At 47.2% G+C, this 18575-nt stretch carries 17 protein-coding genes and 1 tRNA gene; 7 read left to right on the top strand and 11 right to left on the bottom strand.

The window, feature by feature from the left end:
- Window positions 1–39 precede the first annotated feature (39 nt).
- Window positions 40–1374: a PLP-dependent aminotransferase family protein gene (locus ACJHYD_RS16895; protein WP_001138434.1), complete on the top strand. Its 1335-nt coding sequence runs from the start codon at window positions 40–42 to the stop codon at window positions 1372–1374.
- A 56-nt stretch (window positions 1375–1430) separates the two neighbouring features.
- Here ACJHYD_RS16895 and ACJHYD_RS16890 read toward each other — a convergent pair whose 3' ends face one another.
- Entirely contained in the window at window positions 1431–1760 is a 330-nt protein-coding gene (locus ACJHYD_RS16890; RefSeq protein WP_001295174.1) for a DUF883 domain-containing protein, read from the bottom strand.
- Between the two features lie 151 nt (window positions 1761–1911).
- On the opposite strand from ACJHYD_RS16890, the gene ACJHYD_RS16885 reads away from it, so the two are divergent.
- A complete protein-coding gene (locus tag ACJHYD_RS16885; RefSeq protein ID WP_000281320.1) occupies window positions 1912–2256 on the top strand; it encodes a DUF2002 family protein in 345 nt (114 codons plus the stop codon).
- 36 nt (window positions 2257–2292) lie between these two features.
- On the opposite strand, the gene alaE is transcribed toward ACJHYD_RS16885, so the two are convergent.
- On the bottom strand, window positions 2293–2742 hold the full coding sequence (alaE, locus tag ACJHYD_RS16880; protein WP_000492658.1) for an L-alanine exporter AlaE: 450 nt from the start codon (window positions 2740–2742) through the stop codon (window positions 2293–2295).
- Between the two features lie 667 nt (window positions 2743–3409).
- Here alaE and stpA point away from each other — a divergent pair.
- Window positions 3410–3814, top strand: coding sequence for a DNA-binding protein StpA (stpA, locus tag ACJHYD_RS16875; protein WP_000115383.1), 405 nt, complete (start codon window positions 3410–3412; stop codon window positions 3812–3814).
- Between the two features lie 46 nt (window positions 3815–3860).
- Here the strand turns inward: stpA and ygaP are convergent, their stop codons facing one another.
- Together ygaP and ACJHYD_RS16865 are read right to left on the bottom strand one after the other, a co-directional pair.
- Window positions 3861–4385 carry a thiosulfate sulfurtransferase YgaP gene (gene ygaP, locus ACJHYD_RS16870; RefSeq protein WP_001551532.1) on the bottom strand — a complete coding sequence of 175 codons (525 nt, stop codon included), beginning with the start codon at window positions 4383–4385 and terminating at the stop codon, window positions 3861–3863.
- A gap of 9 nt (window positions 4386–4394) precedes the next feature.
- Window positions 4395–4694 carry an ArsR/SmtB family transcription factor gene (locus tag ACJHYD_RS16865; protein WP_000137280.1) on the bottom strand — a complete coding sequence of 100 codons (300 nt, stop codon included), beginning with the start codon at window positions 4692–4694 and terminating at the stop codon, window positions 4395–4397.
- 182 nt (window positions 4695–4876) lie between these two features.
- On the opposite strand from ACJHYD_RS16865, the gene ACJHYD_RS16860 reads away from it, so the two are divergent.
- Together ACJHYD_RS16860 and kbp are read left to right on the top strand one after the other, a co-directional pair.
- Window positions 4877–5035, top strand: coding sequence for a YqaE/Pmp3 family membrane protein (locus ACJHYD_RS16860; protein ID WP_000508177.1), 159 nt, complete (start codon window positions 4877–4879; stop codon window positions 5033–5035).
- An 83-nt stretch (window positions 5036–5118) separates the two neighbouring features.
- Complete coding sequence (gene kbp / locus ACJHYD_RS16855; protein WP_000522413.1) at window positions 5119–5568, top strand: potassium binding protein Kbp; 450 nt, start codon at window positions 5119–5121, stop codon at window positions 5566–5568.
- Here the strand turns inward: kbp and csiR are convergent, their stop codons facing one another.
- From csiR to ACJHYD_RS16820, 7 genes are all read right to left on the bottom strand, one after another.
- Entirely contained in the window at window positions 5569–6231 is a 663-nt protein-coding gene (gene csiR, locus ACJHYD_RS16850) for a DNA-binding transcriptional regulator CsiR (RefSeq protein WP_000156811.1), read from the bottom strand.
- Window positions 6232–6251: 20 nt separating this feature from the next.
- Window positions 6252–7652: a GABA permease gene (gabP, locus tag ACJHYD_RS16845; protein ID WP_001295173.1), complete on the bottom strand. Its 1401-nt coding sequence runs from the start codon at window positions 7650–7652 to the stop codon at window positions 6252–6254.
- Window positions 7653–7889: 237 nt separating this feature from the next.
- Entirely contained in the window at window positions 7890–9170 is a 1281-nt protein-coding gene (gabT, locus tag ACJHYD_RS16840; protein ID WP_001551531.1) for a 4-aminobutyrate--2-oxoglutarate transaminase, read from the bottom strand.
- A gap of 13 nt (window positions 9171–9183) precedes the next feature.
- Entirely contained in the window at window positions 9184–10632 is a 1449-nt protein-coding gene (gabD, locus tag ACJHYD_RS16835) for an NADP-dependent succinate-semialdehyde dehydrogenase (RefSeq protein WP_001551530.1), read from the bottom strand.
- A 22-nt stretch (window positions 10633–10654) separates the two neighbouring features.
- The gene (lhgO, locus tag ACJHYD_RS16830; RefSeq protein ID WP_000271981.1) at window positions 10655–11923 is read right to left on the bottom strand and encodes an L-2-hydroxyglutarate oxidase; all 1269 of its coding nucleotides are present in this window, start codon (window positions 11921–11923) and stop codon (window positions 10655–10657) included.
- Between the two features lie 19 nt (window positions 11924–11942).
- The gene (gene glaH, locus ACJHYD_RS16825; RefSeq protein WP_001366601.1) at window positions 11943–12920 is read right to left on the bottom strand and encodes a glutarate dioxygenase GlaH; all 978 of its coding nucleotides are present in this window, start codon (window positions 12918–12920) and stop codon (window positions 11943–11945) included.
- A gap of 336 nt (window positions 12921–13256) precedes the next feature.
- Window positions 13257–15509 carry an alpha-amylase family glycosyl hydrolase gene (locus ACJHYD_RS16820; protein WP_001551529.1) on the bottom strand — a complete coding sequence of 751 codons (2253 nt, stop codon included), beginning with the start codon at window positions 15507–15509 and terminating at the stop codon, window positions 13257–13259.
- Window positions 15510–16068: 559 nt separating this feature from the next.
- Between ACJHYD_RS16820 and ACJHYD_RS16815 the strand changes: the two genes are divergently transcribed.
- Together ACJHYD_RS16815 and ACJHYD_RS16810 are read left to right on the top strand one after the other, a co-directional pair.
- Window positions 16069–16144: transfer RNA gene (locus ACJHYD_RS16815), tRNA-Ile, on the top strand.
- 756 nt (window positions 16145–16900) lie between these two features.
- Window positions 16901–18355 carry a DUF5507 domain-containing protein gene (locus tag ACJHYD_RS16810; RefSeq protein ID WP_001551528.1) on the top strand — a complete coding sequence of 485 codons (1455 nt, stop codon included), beginning with the start codon at window positions 16901–16903 and terminating at the stop codon, window positions 18353–18355.
- The last annotated feature ends 220 nt before the right edge of the window (window positions 18356–18575 follow it).

Here is an 18575-nt window from a genome sequence, read left to right as displayed (position 1 = left end):
GCTAAAGAGAGCCATAAATTACCTAAAAAAGCAGACCATATGCCGCGCTATCAGGATATCGCCCGTCAGTTAAAAACGGCTATTGAGCAAGGGGAACTGAAACCCGGCGCAAGGCTGCCTTCAAGTCGTACCTGGTCGCAGGAGCTGGGGGTGTCTCGATCCACTGTCGAAAATGCGTATGCTGAGCTGGTGGCGCAAGGATGGCTGATCAGGCGGGGACAGGCTGGCACATTTGTCAGTGAGCGGATATATCCGCAACAATCTACTGTACAAGTTGTAGCTTTTGCCGGTGAAAGTCAGCAACCGTTGCCATTTCAAATGGGATTACCCGCACTCGATCTCTTTCCGCGAGAGCTGTGGGCGCGGGTGATGGGGCGTCGCCTTCGTACCCAGACGCGCTTTGATTTGGCGTTAGGCGATGTCTGCGGTGAGGTGGCGTTGCGCGAGGCAATAGTTGATTACTTACGCGTTTCACGTGGGATTGATTGTCAGCCAGAGCAGGTCTTTATCACTCACGGTTATGCGGCCTCAATAGCTTTAATTCTGCACGCGCTGGCGAAACCGGGAAACGGGATGTGGATAGAAGATCCCGGCTTTCCACTGATTCGCCCGATTGTCACTCGCCATGATGTGGAAATTTTGCCTGTGCCGGTTGATGACAATGGACTGGATATCACAAGCGGAATACAAAATTATCCTGATGCGCGTTTTGCCCTGATAACACCAGCACACCAAAGTCCGCTGGGTGTGGCGCTCTCTTTAGCGCGCAGGCATCAGATACTGGAATGGGCAGATCGTAGTCAGGCATGGATTATTGAAGATGATTATGACAGTGAGTTTCGCTATCACGGTAAGCCGTTACCGGCGTTAAAAAGTCTCGACGCACCGCAGCGGGTAATTTATGCCGGAACATTCAGCAAAGCGCTATTTCCTGCATTGCGCTGTGCGTGGCTGGTGTTGCCAGTGAAGCAAATTGCACAATTCCGCCACCAGGCGTCACTGGCTCCATGTGCGGTACCTGTTCTATGGCAGAACACACTGGCAGACTTTCTTCGCGAGGGGCATTTCTGGCGGCATCTGAAGAAAATGCGTCAGCATTATGCCCAACGTCGGCAATGGATTGAGCAAGCGTTGACGCAGCAAGGATTTCAGGTTGTGCCGCAGAAAGGTGGTATCCAGATGGTGATCAGAATGATAGGCGATGATATTGCCCATGCGCGTAAAGCCAATGCTGCAGGCCTTGCGGTGCAGGCACTTAGCGACTGGCGTATCCGTTCAAGTGGGGAAGGTGGATTACTGCTCTCGTTTACTAATATCGTTAACGAAGGTATGGCGCGACAGGTAGCACAACAATTACGTAAAGCCTTAAGCTAAAAAACCCCGAAGCCAGGCTTCGGGGTCAAAGACGCGTATTTATTATCATTATTGCACTACGATTTGCGCATGCTTAACAGTGCGCCGATAAAAATACCTACCGCAGCTGCTGTACCCACGCTACACCAGGGTCTTTCACGAACAAAAGAATCCGCGCAGCCAACGGCATCACGCGCGGCTTGCTGGACGCGAGTACGACCATGCATTCGCGCCCTGGTTTCTTTCAGTAGAGCCTGCGCTTTACTGCGTGCGGCTTCGGCTTCCCCTTTGGCGTCGCTGCCCCAGGACTTCAATACAGATTCGAGGCTGTCAGCTAATTGATTGACATCATTCTGGATATCCTGCACGCCATCATCAACGTCGTTGCGGTTCGGTCGGTTAAACATATGATCCCCCATTAGAATTCGATGTAATTTTCAGTGTAGACCATAATTTTCTTAACTGAGGTTCATCGCGGCTTTATGGACTTTTCTGAAAGCGTTGTGAATGCGCAATCAGGTAAGGTAGGCCCGCGGTTGATAATAACGAGGATCAAATATGTATTTACGACCAGACGAGGTGGCGCGCGTACTTGAAAAAGTCGGTTTTACTGTCGATGTGGTAACCCAGAAAGCTTATGGTTACCGCCGTGGGGAAAATTATGTCTATGTTAATCGCGAAGCGCGAATGGGACGTACCGCCCTGGTGATTCATCCAACATTAAAAGAACGTAGTTCAACACTGGCTGAACCCGCTTCCGATATTAAAACTTGCGATCATTACCAGCAATTTCCGCTCTATTTAGCGGGTGAACGTCATGAGCATTACGGTATCCCGCATGGCTTTAGTTCGCGTGTTGCGCTTGAACGTTATTTGAATGGTTTATTTGGCGAAGCCAGTTAAAGACGCGACTGGCGATGCCAGTCGCGAAAAGAAGGGTCAGGCTTTTACCTGCTGGTAACGGCTGACTTTAAACAGTCGGCGGCAATAATCGAGGAAGTAGCCATAAACCGCCCCCATCAACATCGAAACAACGATGTTTGAACTGACCGCCGCCATAATCTGATGCCAGTCTGCGCCCACCACTAACAAGATCGCCACATACACCGGTGACTGGAACGTCACATAAGCCATGATATCCGCCAGATTTTTTATCCAGCCCGACGGGCTAACTTTGCGTGCTGCGCGCATAAACAGATCGCGGTACATACCGTATGGCCATGCAATTAAGATGTTCACCGGAATCGCTACCAATCTGGAATAAAAAGATTGTTCGAAGCTCATTCCGGAGAGGAAAACTTCAATACACATGTTCACGACAGAACAGTAAACAACCATCGCGAACGTATCTGCAACTGCATGACGCAAGCGTGACTGCGGTGAGAACATGCTAATGCTCCTTAATAAAAGCGTAATGGGATGTTAATGGAGATGAAAGCAGTGGATCTCATTGTCATCTGCATTTTCGCATAGCGTATATCGCTGGCTATGACTAATCAATTAGTGAAAAATTTTTATTTAATCTGTTTTTGTAGATAAAATATTCCGTAACAGCGCGTTTTTTGTACATTGTGGATTTTTACATGCCGATATGATTTATTTTTAATTAAATCAATTGGATATGTGTTTACCTTTATTATCACTCATGAAGGTTTAGGGGTGAGGTAACGCTATAAGCGTAGAGAATTCGGTGTATGTCGTGACCGGGTCATTTTCAGCATTTTTTATGCCAGAAAATGTACATTGACAGCAGAAAGCACCAGTGAGGGGTGTTTCCATTTATTCGGTTAAATTGCATTTTTATTCATTTTTGTTTTGTCAGGCTTGCGGAATTAGCGAGCAGAGAGCGCCGCTCTGCTCACAAATAACCGAAATTACTCATCAAAATGGCTAATATATAATCTTGAAATTATTCTGAGAGTTTCAGAAAATAACAGCTGAAATAATCTCGCGCAGGACTGTAAATAGATTAAATTTTGTGGAAATATAATAAGTGATCGCTTACACTACGCGACGAAATACTTTTTTGTTTTGGCGTTAAAAGGTTTTCTTTATTATGTCCGTAATGTTACAAAGTTTAAATAACATTCGCACCCTCCGTGCGATGGCTCGCGAATTCTCCATTGACGTTCTTGAAGAAATGCTCGAAAAATTCAGGGTTGTCACTAAAGAAAGACGTGAAGAAGAAGAACAGCAGCAGCGTGAACTGGCAGAGCGCCAGGAAAAAATTAGCACCTGGCTGGAGCTGATGAAAGCTGACGGAATTAACCCGGAAGAGTTATTGGGTAATAGCTCCGCGGCCGCCCCACGCGCTGGTAAAAAACGCCAGCCGCGTCCGGCGAAATATAAATTCACCGATGTTAACGGTGAAACTAAAACCTGGACCGGTCAGGGCCGTACACCGAAGCCAATCGCTCAGGCGCTGGCAGAAGGTAAATCTCTCGACGATTTCCTGATCTAATTACTGAGGCCGGATGCCGCCGCTATGGCGCGTCCGGCGTCGCTTCTCAAGCTCGTTGGTTCCACGGCATCTTATCTAACAACCTTGCCATCCCACAAAAACCGCTAATTCCTGCAAACAGTAACCCGGCACCAACAAAGCCGCTTAATAAGAAGAAACCGCTATTTACGGTATAACCGAGTATAACGCCGATTAATATTAAACCACCCGCAGCGATCTGCACCTGGCGCATTAACGGCAAGGGTTGAGATTTATTTACCGCTACTGGTAATCCTGCTTTTTTCCAGCCATCAATCCCATCTTCGAGTAAAAAGATTTCTGCGGGGGCGGCAATCGCTGCTAATTTATCGGCGTTATTACTGGTGCGTTTACCTGCCTGGCAGTGGAATATAATTTGCTCGTGACGTAATTTAGCCGGAAGACCTGACTGTTCCAGCACGGATAATGGAGCCAGATCTGCTTCAGGAATATGCTCACGAAGATATTCATCAGCGTCACGAATATCGATTAACTTTGCGCCGCGTGCGATTAATTCTTGTGCATCATGCGGCGAAATGGTTGTCAAAGCCATAGTGACTCCTTACGGACAATAGACATTTTTCAGGGTGGCGATAATGGCATTTACCGCCTCATTTTTAATGGAATATAGAATGCGTTGGGCATCCCGTTGGCTGTCGATAAGCCCTTCGTCCCGCATACGAGCGAGATGCTGTGATGTTGCAGAGGCACTTAGTCCGGTAATGCGCGTCAGCTCTCCCGCACTGGTGCCGGGAGAACCGCTAAGCATGCACAGAATCAGCAACCGTTTAGGGTGGCTCATTGCTTTCAATAAGGCCGCTGCCTGTTCGGCACTGGCCTGTAATTGCGCGAGTTCAGTCATAGTTATTTAAGCATTTTCTAAATTAAGTAAACTCTAAACTAAAAATATAACATATGCCAGCATCAGCAGCGTAAATGAGAGTAAAAGCGTAAGCTGAAACTGGCAGGCTCCGCTAAAATTACTACGCTTAAGAGATAAAATCTCTTTTTAAACAATGAGTAATTTTCTTATAGGGAGTACATATGGGTTTCTGGAGAATCGTCATCACCATCATTCTGCCGCCGCTCGGCGTGCTGCTCGGTAAAGGGTTCGGTTGGGCGTTCATTATTAATATTCTGCTGACACTGCTTGGGTATATCCCCGGTTTGATTCACGCTTTCTGGGTGCAAACCCGCGATTAAACCTGTGTTCACCCCCGCGGCGTTAACGCGCCGCGTTCCTCTGCTACACTTTCTGAGTGTTTCCGTTAACGAATGAGGTAGCTATGGGTCTGTTCAATTTTGTGAAAGATGCCGGAGAAAAACTCTGGGACGCGGTTACAGGTCAGCACGATAAAGACGATCAGGCGAAGAAGGTGCAGGAGCATCTGAACAAAACCGGTATACCTGATGCCGATAAAGTGAACATTCAAATCGCCGACGGCAAAGCGACGGTCACGGGTGACGGCTTAAGTCAGGAGGCGAAGGAGAAAATCCTTGTTGCGGTGGGGAATATTTCCGGTATTGCCAGTGTCGATGATCAGGTGAAAACGGCGACACCAGCCGCTGCCAGCCAGTTTTATACCGTTAAGTCTGGCGACACTCTTAGCGCCATTTCTAAACAGGTCTACGGTAACGCCAATCTGTACAATAAAATCTTCGAAGCGAATAAACCGATGCTGAAAAGCCCGGATAAAATTTACCCGGGGCAAGTGTTGCGTATTCCTGAAGAGTAGTTAATTGCCAGCCATCGCCTGCTGGATAATGGGAATTGGCGTCAGTAAATGCTGGCGCATTAACTCACTGGCGCGCGCGGTATCTCGCGCCAGTACCGCCGCAGTCAGGGTCTGGTGCTGATCGTGTTTATCCTCCAGCATCTCCACCGAAAGCACTGTTCGCCGCAGCCAGATAAATCGATAGCGCGCCGCCAGATCAAACAACCGTTCACGCATTTGCAGCAAATAGTGAGAACCACAGCCCGCCACAATTGCCGTATGAAACGCCTGATGACGCAGATCCCACTCATCAAGCATTTTCTCACTGGCGTCACAGGCCTCCAGCTTACTGAGCAGATGCGCTTTTGCGAGAACGTCTGCCTCCCATTCATCGCCACCGCGGGCAATCGCCAGACTGACCAGCATCGCTTCCATATTGGCGCGGGCGTCGAAAATATCGAGCAGCTCCTGCTCTGACATAGACGCCACCCGATACCCTTTTTGATTCACCACCGTGACCAGCCGTTCCGCCACCAGTTGCGAAAGAGCTTCCCGTAACGGCCCAACGCCAAGTGCATAACGCGATGTAAGCAAACTCATCCGTAATTTTTCATCCGGTTGAAAATTACCGCGAATAATATCGTTCTTCAGCCAGCGATAGCCATCCAGAGACGTAATGGTCATGGTGTGACTCCTGATCATTATCAGCGCGTATTATGAACGGGTGTTTTTTGCCACAATACCAGCTTTTTCCAGCGAGCCATAATTGGCACGGTACAGATAATCCCTATCGCTAATAAGCCGGTGGAGATCACTTCTAACTGTTGCGCCGGGCGGAATAGCATCACTACCAACACAAAGGTAATAAAGCCGATGACCAGCCAGGTGAGCCACGGATAAAGCCACATCCGCAGGCGAATTTCGCTTCCTTCTGCTCGCAGAATTTTGCGCATCCGCAATTGTGAAACGGCGATGACTAAATAAACCAGCAGGGCGATAGCGCCGGAGCTGTCGATCAGAAATTTAAACACTTTCGCAGGCGCGTAATAATTCACCACCACCGTTAAAAATGCCGCACCGGTCGAGAGTAATACCGCCACATACGGGGTTTTACTGCGGTTGATTTTACCCATTACCGCGGGAGCATCACCGCGACGGCTTAAGGAGTAGAGCATTCTGGAAGCGGTATACAGCGCCGAGTTCAGGCAACTGGTTACGGAAAGTAATATCACGCAGTCCATGATTAATTTCGCATGGGGAATATTGAGCAACTCCAGAACCGAGCGATAAGATCCAACGGCTTTCAGCCCCGGCATATTCCACGGTATTAATGCCACGACGACAAAAATAGAGCACAAATAGAAGATAGAAATACGCCAGATAACCGAGTTGGTGGCGCGGACAATATGTTTTTCCGGCGTGTCAGATTCCGCGGCGGCAATGGTGACAATTTCTGCGCCCATAAACGAGAACATGGTGATCAACATCGCGCTTAATACCGCGCCGAAGCCGTTGGGCATAAAGCCGCCGCTATCCCACAATCTTGAGATCCCGCTCACTTCGGCATAAGGGTAAAAACCGCTAATTGCGACTGCACCAAGGAAAATAAAGGCCAGGATAGCGATGACTTTGCACAGCGCCAGCCAGAACTCAAATTCGCCGTAGTTTTTAACGCTTAATAAATTACTGCCAGTTAAGGCGAGGGTAATGACGAGGGAAAATAACCAGATGGGAATGCCTGGAACCCACGAGTGCAGGATCATGGCGGCGATGTTGGCTTCCAGCGGGATAACCAGTACCCAAAACCACCAGTACAACCAGCCGATGGTATAGCCCGCCCAACGACCAATAGCTTTATCTGCATAGGTGGAAAACGAACCCGTGTCGGGCGTGGCAACCGCCATTTCCGCCAACATCCGCATAATCATAACCACCAGTAATCCGGCGAACAGATAGGCCAGTAATACCGCCGGGCCCGCTTCGGCGATAGCGACGCTGGAACCGACAAACAGACTTGCGCCGATAACACCGGCAATAGACAACATGGTGACGTGGCGTGACTTCAGCCCGCCGCCTAACTCATGTGGTTGCGATGATTGCCCCATCCTGAATCCTCTCGAAAGTGTGTCACTTGGGAGAGCGCCCCGACATTTCCCGCGTCGGGTCACGCGTGTAATTGTTATTGGTTCTTTTTACCGGAGAGCGGCTCCGCCTTATCCGGCCGACATAGATTTATTCCTGTTCACGTACAGATTGTCGGATGCAGCGTAAACGCTTTATCCGACCTGGATTCGCGTAGGCCGGACAAGACGCGCAGCGTCGCCTCCGGCATGGGTACGGATCTACTGCTTCGCCTCAGCAAAACACTGGCTGATGATTTCCAGACCCTGACGGATCTGAGCGTCTTCAATGGTGAGCGGTACAAGGATGCGCAGCACGTTGTAATACGGGCCGCAGGAGAGAAGAATCAGGCCTTTATCGCGGGCACGCGCCACGATCTCGGCGGTGAGTTTGGCGTCCGGTTTGCTGTGATCGCCATCTTCAAACAGCTCGATGGCAATCATCGCTCCCAGCCCGCGTACGTCGCCGATCTCCGGGTGTTTTTCGGCTATCGCCAGCAATCCGTCTTTCAACTTCTGCCCCAGATCGTTGGCTTTTTGCAGCAGATTTTCCTGCTCAAACACCTTCAACACTTCCAGCGCAGCCACGCAGGCAATCGGGTTACCGGCATAGGTGCCGCCCAGACCGCCTGGAGCGACGGCATCCATCACTTCCGCGCGCCCGGTGACGCCCGCCAGCGGGAAGCCGCCCGCGATCGATTTCGCAAAGGTGGTAAGATCCGGCGCAACGCCCATCTGCTCCATCGCAAACAGCGTGCCGGTACGCCCCGCGCCGCTCTGCACTTCATCGGCAATCAGCATGATCCCGTGCTCGTCACACAGCGCGCGTAAACGCTGCATAAAGGCTGGCGTCGCGGCGTAGAAACCGCCTTCGCCCTGAACCGGCTCAATCACGATGGCGGCGATATCTTCCGGTGCAGCGTCATTTTTAAAAATTCGGTGAATGCTGGCGATAGCGTCATCTTCACTGATGCCGTGCAGCGGGCAAGGATAAAGCGCGCGATAAACGTGCCCAGGCATCAGTCCCATGCCCGCAGAGTACGGATTCACCTTGCCGGTCAGCGCCAGCGTGTAATGCGTGCGCCCGTGATATGCACCGCTAAAGGCGATGGTCCCGCTGCGTTTGGTGGCGGCGCGGGCGATTTTCACCGCGTTCTCCACCGCTTCAGAACCGGTCGTTACCAGCAGCGTTTTTTTGGCGAAATCTCCCGGCACCTTCTGATTCATAATCTCGCACAGCTCCAGATACGGTTCGTAAGCCAGCACCTGGAAGCAGGTGTGCGACAGCTTTTTCAACTGCGCTTCCACCGCCGCAACCACTTTCGGATGCAGGTGCCCGGTATTGAGCACCGCAATCCCGCCCGCGAAATCAAGAAACTCACGGCCTTCAACGTCCCACACCCGGCAGTTTTCCGCGCGGTCAGCGAAAATCGGGTGAATTTGCCCAACGCCACGAGGAACTGCCTGACTACGGCGCTGCATTAACTCTTTATTGCTGCTCATTCGCGTTCTCCAGTTAAAGACCGATGCACATATATTTGATTTCTAAGTAATCTTCGATGCCATACTTCGAACCTTCACGACCCAGACCCGAGGCTTTAATGCCGCCGAACGGGGCCACTTCATTGGAAATAATCCCGGTATTGATGCCGACGATGCCGTATTCCAGCGCCTCGCCCACGCGGAAGACGCGGCTTAAATCACGGGCGTAGAAATAGGCGGCAAGACCAAACTCGGTGTCATTGGCTTGTGCAATCACATCGGCTTCATCTTTAAAACGGAACAGCGGGGCGAGGGGGCCGAACGTCTCTTCTTTCGACACTTTGGCGTTGGCCGGAACGTCTACCAGAATGGTCGGCTGGAAGAAGTTGCCGCCGCGTTCATGTGCTTTACCGCCGCAAACCACGCGCGCGCCTTTCTCCAGGGCATCGGCGATATGCTCTTCCACTTTTGCTACCGCTTTTTCATCAATCAGCGGCCCAATAGTGACGCCTTTCTCCAGCCCGTCGCCGATGTGCAGTTTGCTCACCGCCTGCTGCAATTTTTCGGCAAAGCGGTCATACACGCCGTCCTGCACGTATAAACGGTTGGCGCAGACGCAGGTTTGCCCGGCGTTGCGGAATTTCGAGGCCAGTGCGCCTTCCACGGCTTTGTCGAGGTCGGCATCGTCAAAGACGATAAACGGCGCGTTGCCGCCCAGCTCCAGCGACACTTTCTTGATGTCTTTCGCGCACTGTTCCATTAACTGGCGGCCAATTTCGGTCGAGCCGGTAAACGACAGCTTGCGCACCAGCGGATTGCTGGTCAGTTCGTTACCGACCGCGCCCGCCGAACCGGTGACCACGTTAAATACGCCAGCCGGAACGCCTGCGCGAATCGCCAGCTCCGCCAGCGCCAGCGCAGAGAACGGCGTCTGACTGGCGGGCTTCAGCACCATGGTGCAGCCTGCCGCCAGCGCCGGACCGGCTTTGCGGGTAATCATCGCCGCCGGGAAGTTCCACGGCGTGATAGCCGCGGTGACGCCAATCGGCTGCTTGATAACAATCAGGCGTTTATCGGCCTGATGACCAGGAATGGTGTCGCCATAAATGCGTTTGCCTTCTTCGGCAAACCACTCAATAAAGGAGGCGGCGTAGCTAATTTCGCCTTTCGCTTCAGCCAGCGGTTTGCCCTGTTCTAGGGTCATCAGGCGCGCTAAATCGTCCTGATGCTCCATCATCAAATTGAACCAGTTGCGCAGAATGGTGGCGCGTTCTTTGGCGGTGAGCGCACGCCAGGCGGGCAGAGCACGGTTGGCGGCGTCGATAGCGGCGCGGGTTTCATCAGCGCCCATTTTGGGTACGCTACCCAGCTTGTCGCCGTTCGCCGGATTGGTGACGTCGATGACCTCGCCATTGTTGGCGTCCAGCCATTCCCCGTTAATCAACGCCTGCTGGCGGAATAAGTTACTGTCGTTAAGTTTCATTGTTACGTCCTGTTTTCAAAGGTTATTGATTAAATGCGGCGTGTAAGGCATCCACACTACGTGCCGCTCGCAGCGTGCGTCCGGGGTTACTCTGGCTTGCCAACAGCGTTTGTACCTTGCTGACAATATGCGCACCAATAGGAATTGCTGATGTCGCTGCCGGGGAGGGCGCATTGCAGGTGTGGATCGTGCGCGGGGTGGTGACAAACAGAAAATCGTCAATCAGCTTGCCGTCCGGCGATACCGCCTGCGCCCGCACACCTGCTGGCCAGGGCTGGAGATCGCTTAACGAAAGCCGGGGACAATACTTTTGCACCAGCCGCAGATAGCCGCTTTTGCACAGCGAGTTTTTCATCTCGCCCAATCCTGAGCGTAGATGGTTTTGCAGCACCCGGCGAATCCCCGACGAGCCTAAAATCTCCAGCGTGTCACTAAACGAGAAATCGCGCTTGCGATAGCCTTCGCGTTTAAAAGCCAGCACCGCGTTTGGCCCGACGGTCACGCTGCCATCGATCATGCGGGTGAGATGCACGCCCAAAAATGGCATCGCGGGGTCGGGAATGGGGTAAATCAGGTGGTTAACAATCTGGTTATGCTCCGGCGCAAGGCGGAAATACTCGCCACGGAACGGGCAGATAATAAAGCCCGGTTCGAGGCCGAGCATTTTCACCAGCCGGTCAGCCATCAGCCCGGAACAGCTAATCAGCGTCGATGCTTCATATTCACCGCCCTGACGGGTACGTATCACCACGCCGTTTTTATGCTCACTGAGGGCGCTGACTTCGGCGTTATAAATAATCTCGCCGCCTCTGGCCTGGAAGATTTTTGCCATCGCCGCCGTCACTTCGCGATAGCTGACAATGCCGCTGGACGGCACAAAAATGCCGCCGAGCCCGGTGATATTCGGTTCGCGCTCGCGCAGTTCCTCGGCGTTTAACCACTCGCGCTCGATACCGTTCGCCGCCGTGCGTTCCCACAACGCGCGCATCCGTTCCATTTCAAGTTCAGAGGTGGCGACCAGCATCTTGCCGCAGTTGTCATAGCGAATGCCGTTTTGATCGCAAAAGGCTTTGGTGGCGCGGTTTCCCGCCAGGCAAAACTGCGCCTTCAGGCTGCCGGGCGTGTAATAGACCCCGGCATGGATCACGCCGCTGTTGTGGCCTGTCTGATGACAGGCCGGACCGGACTCTTTTTCCAGCAACGCAATGCGGGCATCCGGATAAACATCAATCAGTTGCATGGCGGTCGACATGCCGATGATGCCGCCGCCAATAATCACAAAATCATACATCCGCTCAATTCCTTTGCGCTTACTGATGCGTCTGGTAGTGGTTAGAGGCGTAAGCGAAATAGCCACGCTGACGCATCAGTTCACGGCGCAGATCCGGGTGCGGAGTAAAGCGGTCGCGACCGTGCAGCCAGAATAGATTGTTAATCAACAGGAATTTGCCAACGGGAACGGGCACAGAAAGAATGCCTTTGCTGGTTTCAATGGCATCGGAAAGCTCGCTCAGCCACACGCCTTCTTCGAAGTCTTTTGGCTGGACGAACTGGTCGATATAACGCATCACCGGGCGACCCTGTTGATCAACGTCGAACACTGGATGGAAAACATCTTTGCTGACGTTTTTGCTCGGAGGCGCGGCAAAGCGCATCGGGCGACGCGCCAGCGGGTGGCGGAAATAGTGGTCCAGATGTTCCCAGTCATCGAGATGCAGCAGCAACGAATTTCCACCCTGCATGTTCTGCTCGTCGATTTTCATCATCAGCACATAGTCGGTGATCTCTTCGACGTAGGTGCCGTCGTTGTGCAGCTCCATTACGCGGTGCGGCTGACGCAGATAGCTGTCTGAGTTATCGACATTTTTCACCACGAATCGCGCGTAATACTGACCGCTCATCGCATCGAAATTTGAGCGACCAATCAGATGCGCTACCGCCGTTGCCAGCTTCACCATCTCATCCGCTTGCTTCACATCATCGACACCCACCGCATTGATCAACAGCGCACCTTCAGCACGGTTTAGCAGGGTCTTCAACAGCAATGGTTGCAGCTGGTTCGCACACAGATCGTCAAGAATTTTGCCTACCCGAAAACGCAGAAAAGATTTGTACTCCAGCGCCTGCACGGGCCATTCGGCAACCTGTTCGAGAAACTGTTTGGTCGTCTGTTCGGTGAAGGTGAGTTCCAGCAGACGCGGGGATTGCGCCGACGGGATGAGAGTGAATCCGCTATAGTCCTGGCCTGAATCGACAGCGTTATTTTGTACGGCGGTCAGTGCATTCATCAGAAGCGATCCTCTTATGAGATGTAGGGTGACATGGCGATGCTCATTTCGTAGCCATAATCTAAAAATATCTACATTTCTGAAAAATGCGCACAAATGCGCCATATTGTTTTCTTATTGTGATCAAAAGCAACAAATTGGTAACATTTAACGTGGGGTATTAAGGCAAAGTGAGACAGGAAATGAATAACTAAAGCAACAGGTTAGGGGAGGATTACCATCAGAGAACAGATTATCTGGTCGATAAAAAACGGTAAATGGCTTCACTGCAAAATGACCGTTAGTAAACTAAACATATTATCTGCCCCGTTTTAGCGGGGCAGATATAACATTAAATTACAAATAGAGATAGTTCGGCGGTTCTCCAGTTTTCCCTAAAAGAAGAGCGCTACGCCCAGGAATATTGATATTTAGAGTTCCGCCTCTAAGCGTAAATGCTTTACCAGGGGGGATAATTTTTCGGGTATTATTAATAATAATGTTAACGCTATTACTCCCCATGTTTTTATATATTCCAGGTTGCAATTTGTTAGGCCAGGTACCTTCAACTTCTTCGTTTCCTTTATTTATTATAACTAGTCCATCATGAGGAGAGTGATTAATGTTCACAGAATCCCCACGACTAAAGGCCAGAACGTTTTTAGTTGCAAATACACCCTCAAATGCGCTCCATATTCCTGCTTTATCTATATATAATGCGTGGAATTCATTGTAGAGCTGCTGATAGGTAGAGCAACCTTTATTAAGCCACGCCTCACCGCCGACACGAGTAGACCCATCATCATTTTTAATCTCAGTCGTTGATTTTAATACCTGACCATCCCAGTAAACTAAAGGCCTGCTGAACGGGAGAGCGGCCATATATGCCATTGCTAATTGTTCATCTTGCTGATGGTTAAATAAAAAGTCATTGAAAAGATTACCATTGTTAGGGAAATCGTGGTTGATGTTAATCAATATCCGTCTTTCTGATGGGATGCTTGAGATTGTGGAGCCCGGTTTTGATGCAAGGGCCTGGAGATCTCCACCGAATGAAAAGGCTTTTATCGTCTTCATGAGCAATGAAAAATCAATGGCGCTTAAATCATCTCTTTCATAAAGCAGCGATGACATTTGTTGTTCATCTAACGGACAAGTTACCAGGTATTCCATGTAATTCATAACAGCTTTTTTTTGATATTTTGGATTAAATAAATTTGTATTGTGCAACCGCTCATTATAATTTTTAAGCGGTGGGGTTATCGACCTCTCTATTTGTTCATGTTTTGAGTGTTTTGCTGCATCATAACGTAAACCTCGTACGCCATATTTTCGCATTTCACGAACGTATTGATTTTGCAACATAATAACCTGGTCACTTTTGGGTGTTGTTTTAGGCATTCCATTTAAACGCTTTTCTTTTAATGCATGGAGGTTTTCCCATTCATCCTTAGAAATATTATCTTTACTTGCTTCGAAGTCTTTTGCAGTGAGATGTATATCTTCTGGATGGATTTGGTCACGTTCTTTTGTTACTGGATCTATAATAAAGGGAATCAAGACCTGACCTTGCCAATAGCCAGGGATACCACTTTCTATATCTTTACTGATCTTCGCTCGTATATCGGCAGAGGGATAATCCAGATCATTTTTACCACTACCCCCGATTCCCATAAAGTTAAATGTATAATCAGGGATGATATCGATACCAAATTTTTTGGCATCTTTAACCAATGCGATAAAATCCTGCAAATCTCCCATTGGATTATGGATAGTACAAAGATCTTCGGGTTGATAAGCGTGAAACCAGTAACCTTTTTCTTCTTCGGGAGTTTCTGGTCCGTCGGCGCGGAAAGTGGTTACGGGAGGGATTTGTATATACCCATAATGACAACGTGCAAACTCAGATATATTTTTCCTGATTTGTTGATAGGTGGCATTAAAAGCATGAAGAATCGCTTCGCCAGGTTTTTTGGGGGTGATGATTTCACATTGTGATTTCTGAACAGCAGTAAGAGATTTACGCTCAAGTGTTTGCCGTAGATGTTCTGGATTGATTAATATTTTAAATGTTTCTTGCTGGCCGGTAGGTGACGTTACGTTAATATTATATACATCAGCTGCCAGTTCATAGTCAGGAATGTTAATAGCATATGCAACATACTTATCTTTTGGGGACGGTTTGTCAGATATAATGTGAGTAAAATGTTCAGCTGGACCATACTGATGAACACCGCTGTTATCACCTCTTTCAACCATTGTATCTCGTTGATAAACCCATGTTTTTCCTTCTCCTATCCTGTCTGGCGCTGTAATGCTACGCTGTGCTGCTTTATTCAACTCTCGGTAAGTTGTATCTGGAAAAAGGGAAATTTTATAATCGTTTTTTAACAGATCATTAATAACTTTTTCTGCGTGAAAAGTTGATATAATTTCTCTGTGTTTTAAATCCTGAGGATAAACTCCACAAGAATTAATAATATTTGTTATACAGTTTAGATATTCTAATGTATTTAATTTGGAATTTAGATCCCCGTCAGTAATGTTCCATGATAACAATGTGGGGTTGCCGATAGGTAAATTTCTTGGTCCTGGTTTTATAGAAAACATAATAAAGTTCCTCTAATGGTAGAGTAATATGGTGTATACGGAAACATAAAAATGTTTAATTGTTGTGAAAGTAATTGCAAACAGATGTCCTACTTTTATCCAATATTTATATGGAAAAGGATAATGCTTAAATCTGTTTTTTTAATTATCGATGTGGTCTGGAGAGGCAACTGTCAAAAATCGCTCATACGAAACTAATGATTAGCAGAATAAGATCTATGAAAGAATATATTGCTATATGAAGTTTATTTTTATGGGGTGAAAAGTAACAGATATCATAATGATGCGAAAACTCTTCAACTAATGTAATAAAGTTTTATTATTAGATACAAAATCATTACAAACTTTCATTGAATCGATGGTAACTATAAATAGTGCTAAGTATTAGCATTTGCTTGTTGACTGAGAGTATCGACTTTGTGAATGGAAGCGGTGTCGGGTTTTATGTCGCAGGTAATGACGACCCAGGATGAATGAGAACGCATAAAAATCTGTTATTTACATCATAAGATCATCATGTTTATTGCGTGGTTTATAAGTATTGTTATTGCATACTCAAGGCCCTTTAGCTCAGTGGTTAGAGCAGACGACTCATAATCGTCCGGTCGCTGGTTCAAGTCCAGCAAGGGCCACCAAATCATCATTCAGGTATCAGGAAGAGTTAAGGGTACAAGGGGTACTCGATGGCGGTCTATATTTCACGACTAACGCCATTTCAAGGAAGAAGTGTGGTGGGTGGTTTCGAATGAGGGCTGGTGTTTTGGTACGTGGCACGCCACTGCAATGTATTTATCCATCAGTACTCATTCAAAAGTACCTGGAAAAAATGCCCGCTATGCCAAGCGGGCAAATTGCTTACATGTGGAATTAAGTAATTAACGATAAAGCCAGAGTATTATCATTTATCATGCCTCTTCATTTAATCAGGTTAATTACTCAAATCACTGAACTATTCTCTGTTCGCTCACTGATGATAAGTGAAGTGTCACAACCACGATTTGTATGTGGACCAATGCTGTAGAGTAAGGATGAAATGTCTCTGCCACGCCTTAAACATCTACTACTGACTAGAACCGCCGTCGAATGCAGAAGAGTCTTGTGAGCATTACAGGAGTCTGGCTTTGGTCATTAATCAACGCTATTTAGATATAAATTTCTAACACTCAAAAAACGATTCTCACGAATAAATTATAACGGGTGGTTTTTATCATACAGTGAAATAACCTTTTGCTTATTAAATTTAACATTCTTGTGCTAAATTAATTAAAAGTACCATGTATAGCATATGAAGCTGTTAATGCCAGCAATTGTCTCAAATGAGCGATTTTTTATAGTGACAAACAATAATAACATTAAAAATAGCCATGTAGACATTAACTGAGGAAAAGACAATGTTAGTTAGTAAAAGCAACGAAATTAACACTAGCACATTTATAAATAGTGGAAATTGTAATGAAAGAAAATCCTCTAAATCCATGGAGTTACTAGCTTATAGTATTATAAAATTAATTTGTAAAGAAGCTGCCTCAGGGACGTATAACGGTGCTCTTGAAATTTTACAAAAAATGATGTCTGAATGTAAATATCATGAAGGCAATGCTTTTGTCATTATGGGAGCCGGAGAACAATTAAAACGTATTAAATATGATGCTAATGAAAATAAATTAAAAGTATACAACGTACACTTTGATAATAATCAAGAGTTAGTTGCTGATGGTGAGCCTGACGTAGTATTTTTAAAAAAAACGGTGTGGGAAGACCTTCTCGTTAAACTAAAGCTGGAGAACAAAGAAAATGCGGTTTCTGAAATTAACCTGTCATCTAATAAAAATAATGTTGATCAGTTTATTGAATGCGCTAAGAGAAATGAACAGACCCTATTCGGCAATATAAGAAAAAGTGATTTTCATGTTGCTTCACTTCAGCCAGGTAGAACGCGTAGTGTTATTTCAGAAACGCCGCCAAATGACTGTATGGAATCACATAATTTATATGAAAACCACACAGATACGGTTTCAACTGTAACTAAAAATTCTCAGCAAGTTAAAGGTCACTATGGAGATAAGTTGAAAGAAATGCAGTTGTTCCTCAACCAGATGAGCAATGCACTTCAACAGGATTCATCTTTGTTAGAGTCAAAGGAACACACCATAGATATTCAAGAAAAAACGAATAAGTTTGTGCAGCATTTTCAGCGGGTATTATTTGATAAAAATGGAAGGTCATCAGAGTTTCTACTTAATTTTTATGAGTGTTGCTATAAGTTTTTACCAAGAGCGCAGCCTCAAGATAAAATCGATAGCTATAATTCAGCACTGCAAGCTTTTTCCATCTTTTGTTCATCTACGTTGACACATAATAATGTAGGGTTTAATTTCAAATTATTTCCAGAAGTCAAGCTGTCTGGAGGAGAGCTTGAAACGGTATTCAAATACAAAAATGGTAATTTTGTCTGGGAGATAGCCAGAATTAAAATTACTCTCCCAAAAGAAGAGGGTGGTTTATATAATTTACGTGGATTGGATTTTAAGGGATGCTTCTTTTCTGGACAGAACTTCAGTAACTATGATATTCAATATGTGAACTGGGGAACGTCATTGTTTGATCTTGATACTCCATGTATTTTTAATGCGCCTGCTTACAACAAGAGTAATGAAAAATCATTAGAACGCGTCAGCGAAAACGGTTTAAGTGGAGTCTTGTCTGATCGTAATAAAAAAATAAAACTAATCACGGGTGTGGCACCATTCGATGATATTTTATTTATGGATGATGACTTTGATGATAACTCCCCTGATGATGGTCCCGTTGAGAATAGTCCTGTTGTGAATAGTCCCCTTGTATGAAGTTCTAAAAGTAGTTTTCAATGATAAATAAATGGCTATTTTTACGAAGAGATAATAACGTAGATTGAAACAATATGTATTATTGATTAAGTAAATGGGGTTATTCTTCACACTACATCCATTTTAGTGTCACTACCAAAGAAAAAGGGGCTACGTTTTCATGTAACCCCTTGATTTATTTGGTGGGCTAGCAGTGACTGAATTGGTGCTGTAATTGGTT

The organism is Escherichia sp. WS1368, from assembly GCF_046487485.1.
Taxonomy (GTDB): domain Bacteria; phylum Pseudomonadota; class Gammaproteobacteria; order Enterobacterales; family Enterobacteriaceae; genus Escherichia; species Escherichia coli.
The sequence above is the reverse complement of the archived record's forward strand: the minus strand, read 5'-3'. Positions and strand labels throughout refer to the sequence as shown.

Excerpts from the sequence above, each read along its gene's own strand:
- ACJHYD_RS16895 (WP_001138434.1), top strand. The coding sequence starts at position 40 with ATGCCGCGCTATCAGGATATCGCCCGTCAGTTAAAAACGGCTATTGAG.
- ACJHYD_RS16890 (WP_001295174.1), bottom strand. The coding sequence starts at position 1,760 with ATGTTTAACCGACCGAACCGCAACGACGTTGATGATGGCGTGCAGGAT.
- ACJHYD_RS16885 (WP_000281320.1), top strand. The coding sequence starts at position 1,912 with ATGTATTTACGACCAGACGAGGTGGCGCGCGTACTTGAAAAAGTCGGT.
- alaE (WP_000492658.1), bottom strand. The coding sequence starts at position 2,742 with ATGTTCTCACCGCAGTCACGCTTGCGTCATGCAGTTGCAGATACGTTC.
- stpA (WP_000115383.1), top strand. The coding sequence starts at position 3,410 with ATGTCCGTAATGTTACAAAGTTTAAATAACATTCGCACCCTCCGTGCG.
- ygaP (WP_001551532.1), bottom strand. The coding sequence starts at position 4,385 with ATGGCTTTGACAACCATTTCGCCGCATGATGCACAAGAATTAATCGCA.
- ACJHYD_RS16865 (WP_000137280.1), bottom strand. The coding sequence starts at position 4,694 with ATGACTGAACTCGCGCAATTACAGGCCAGTGCCGAACAGGCAGCGGCC.
- ACJHYD_RS16860 (WP_000508177.1), top strand. The coding sequence starts at position 4,877 with ATGGGTTTCTGGAGAATCGTCATCACCATCATTCTGCCGCCGCTCGGC.
- kbp (WP_000522413.1), top strand. The coding sequence starts at position 5,119 with ATGGGTCTGTTCAATTTTGTGAAAGATGCCGGAGAAAAACTCTGGGAC.
- csiR (WP_000156811.1), bottom strand. The coding sequence starts at position 6,231 with ATGACCATTACGTCTCTGGATGGCTATCGCTGGCTGAAGAACGATATT.
- gabP (WP_001295173.1), bottom strand. The coding sequence starts at position 7,652 with ATGGGGCAATCATCGCAACCACATGAGTTAGGCGGCGGGCTGAAGTCA.
- gabT (WP_001551531.1), bottom strand. The coding sequence starts at position 9,170 with ATGAGCAGCAATAAAGAGTTAATGCAGCGCCGTAGTCAGGCAGTTCCT.
- gabD (WP_001551530.1), bottom strand. The coding sequence starts at position 10,632 with ATGAAACTTAACGACAGTAACTTATTCCGCCAGCAGGCGTTGATTAAC.
- lhgO (WP_000271981.1), bottom strand. The coding sequence starts at position 11,923 with ATGTATGATTTTGTGATTATTGGCGGCGGCATCATCGGCATGTCGACC.
- glaH (WP_001366601.1), bottom strand. The coding sequence starts at position 12,920 with ATGAATGCACTGACCGCCGTACAAAATAACGCTGTCGATTCAGGCCAG.
- ACJHYD_RS16820 (WP_001551529.1), bottom strand. The coding sequence starts at position 15,509 with ATGTTTTCTATAAAACCAGGACCAAGAAATTTACCTATCGGCAACCCC.
- ACJHYD_RS16810 (WP_001551528.1), top strand. The coding sequence starts at position 16,901 with ATGTTAGTTAGTAAAAGCAACGAAATTAACACTAGCACATTTATAAAT.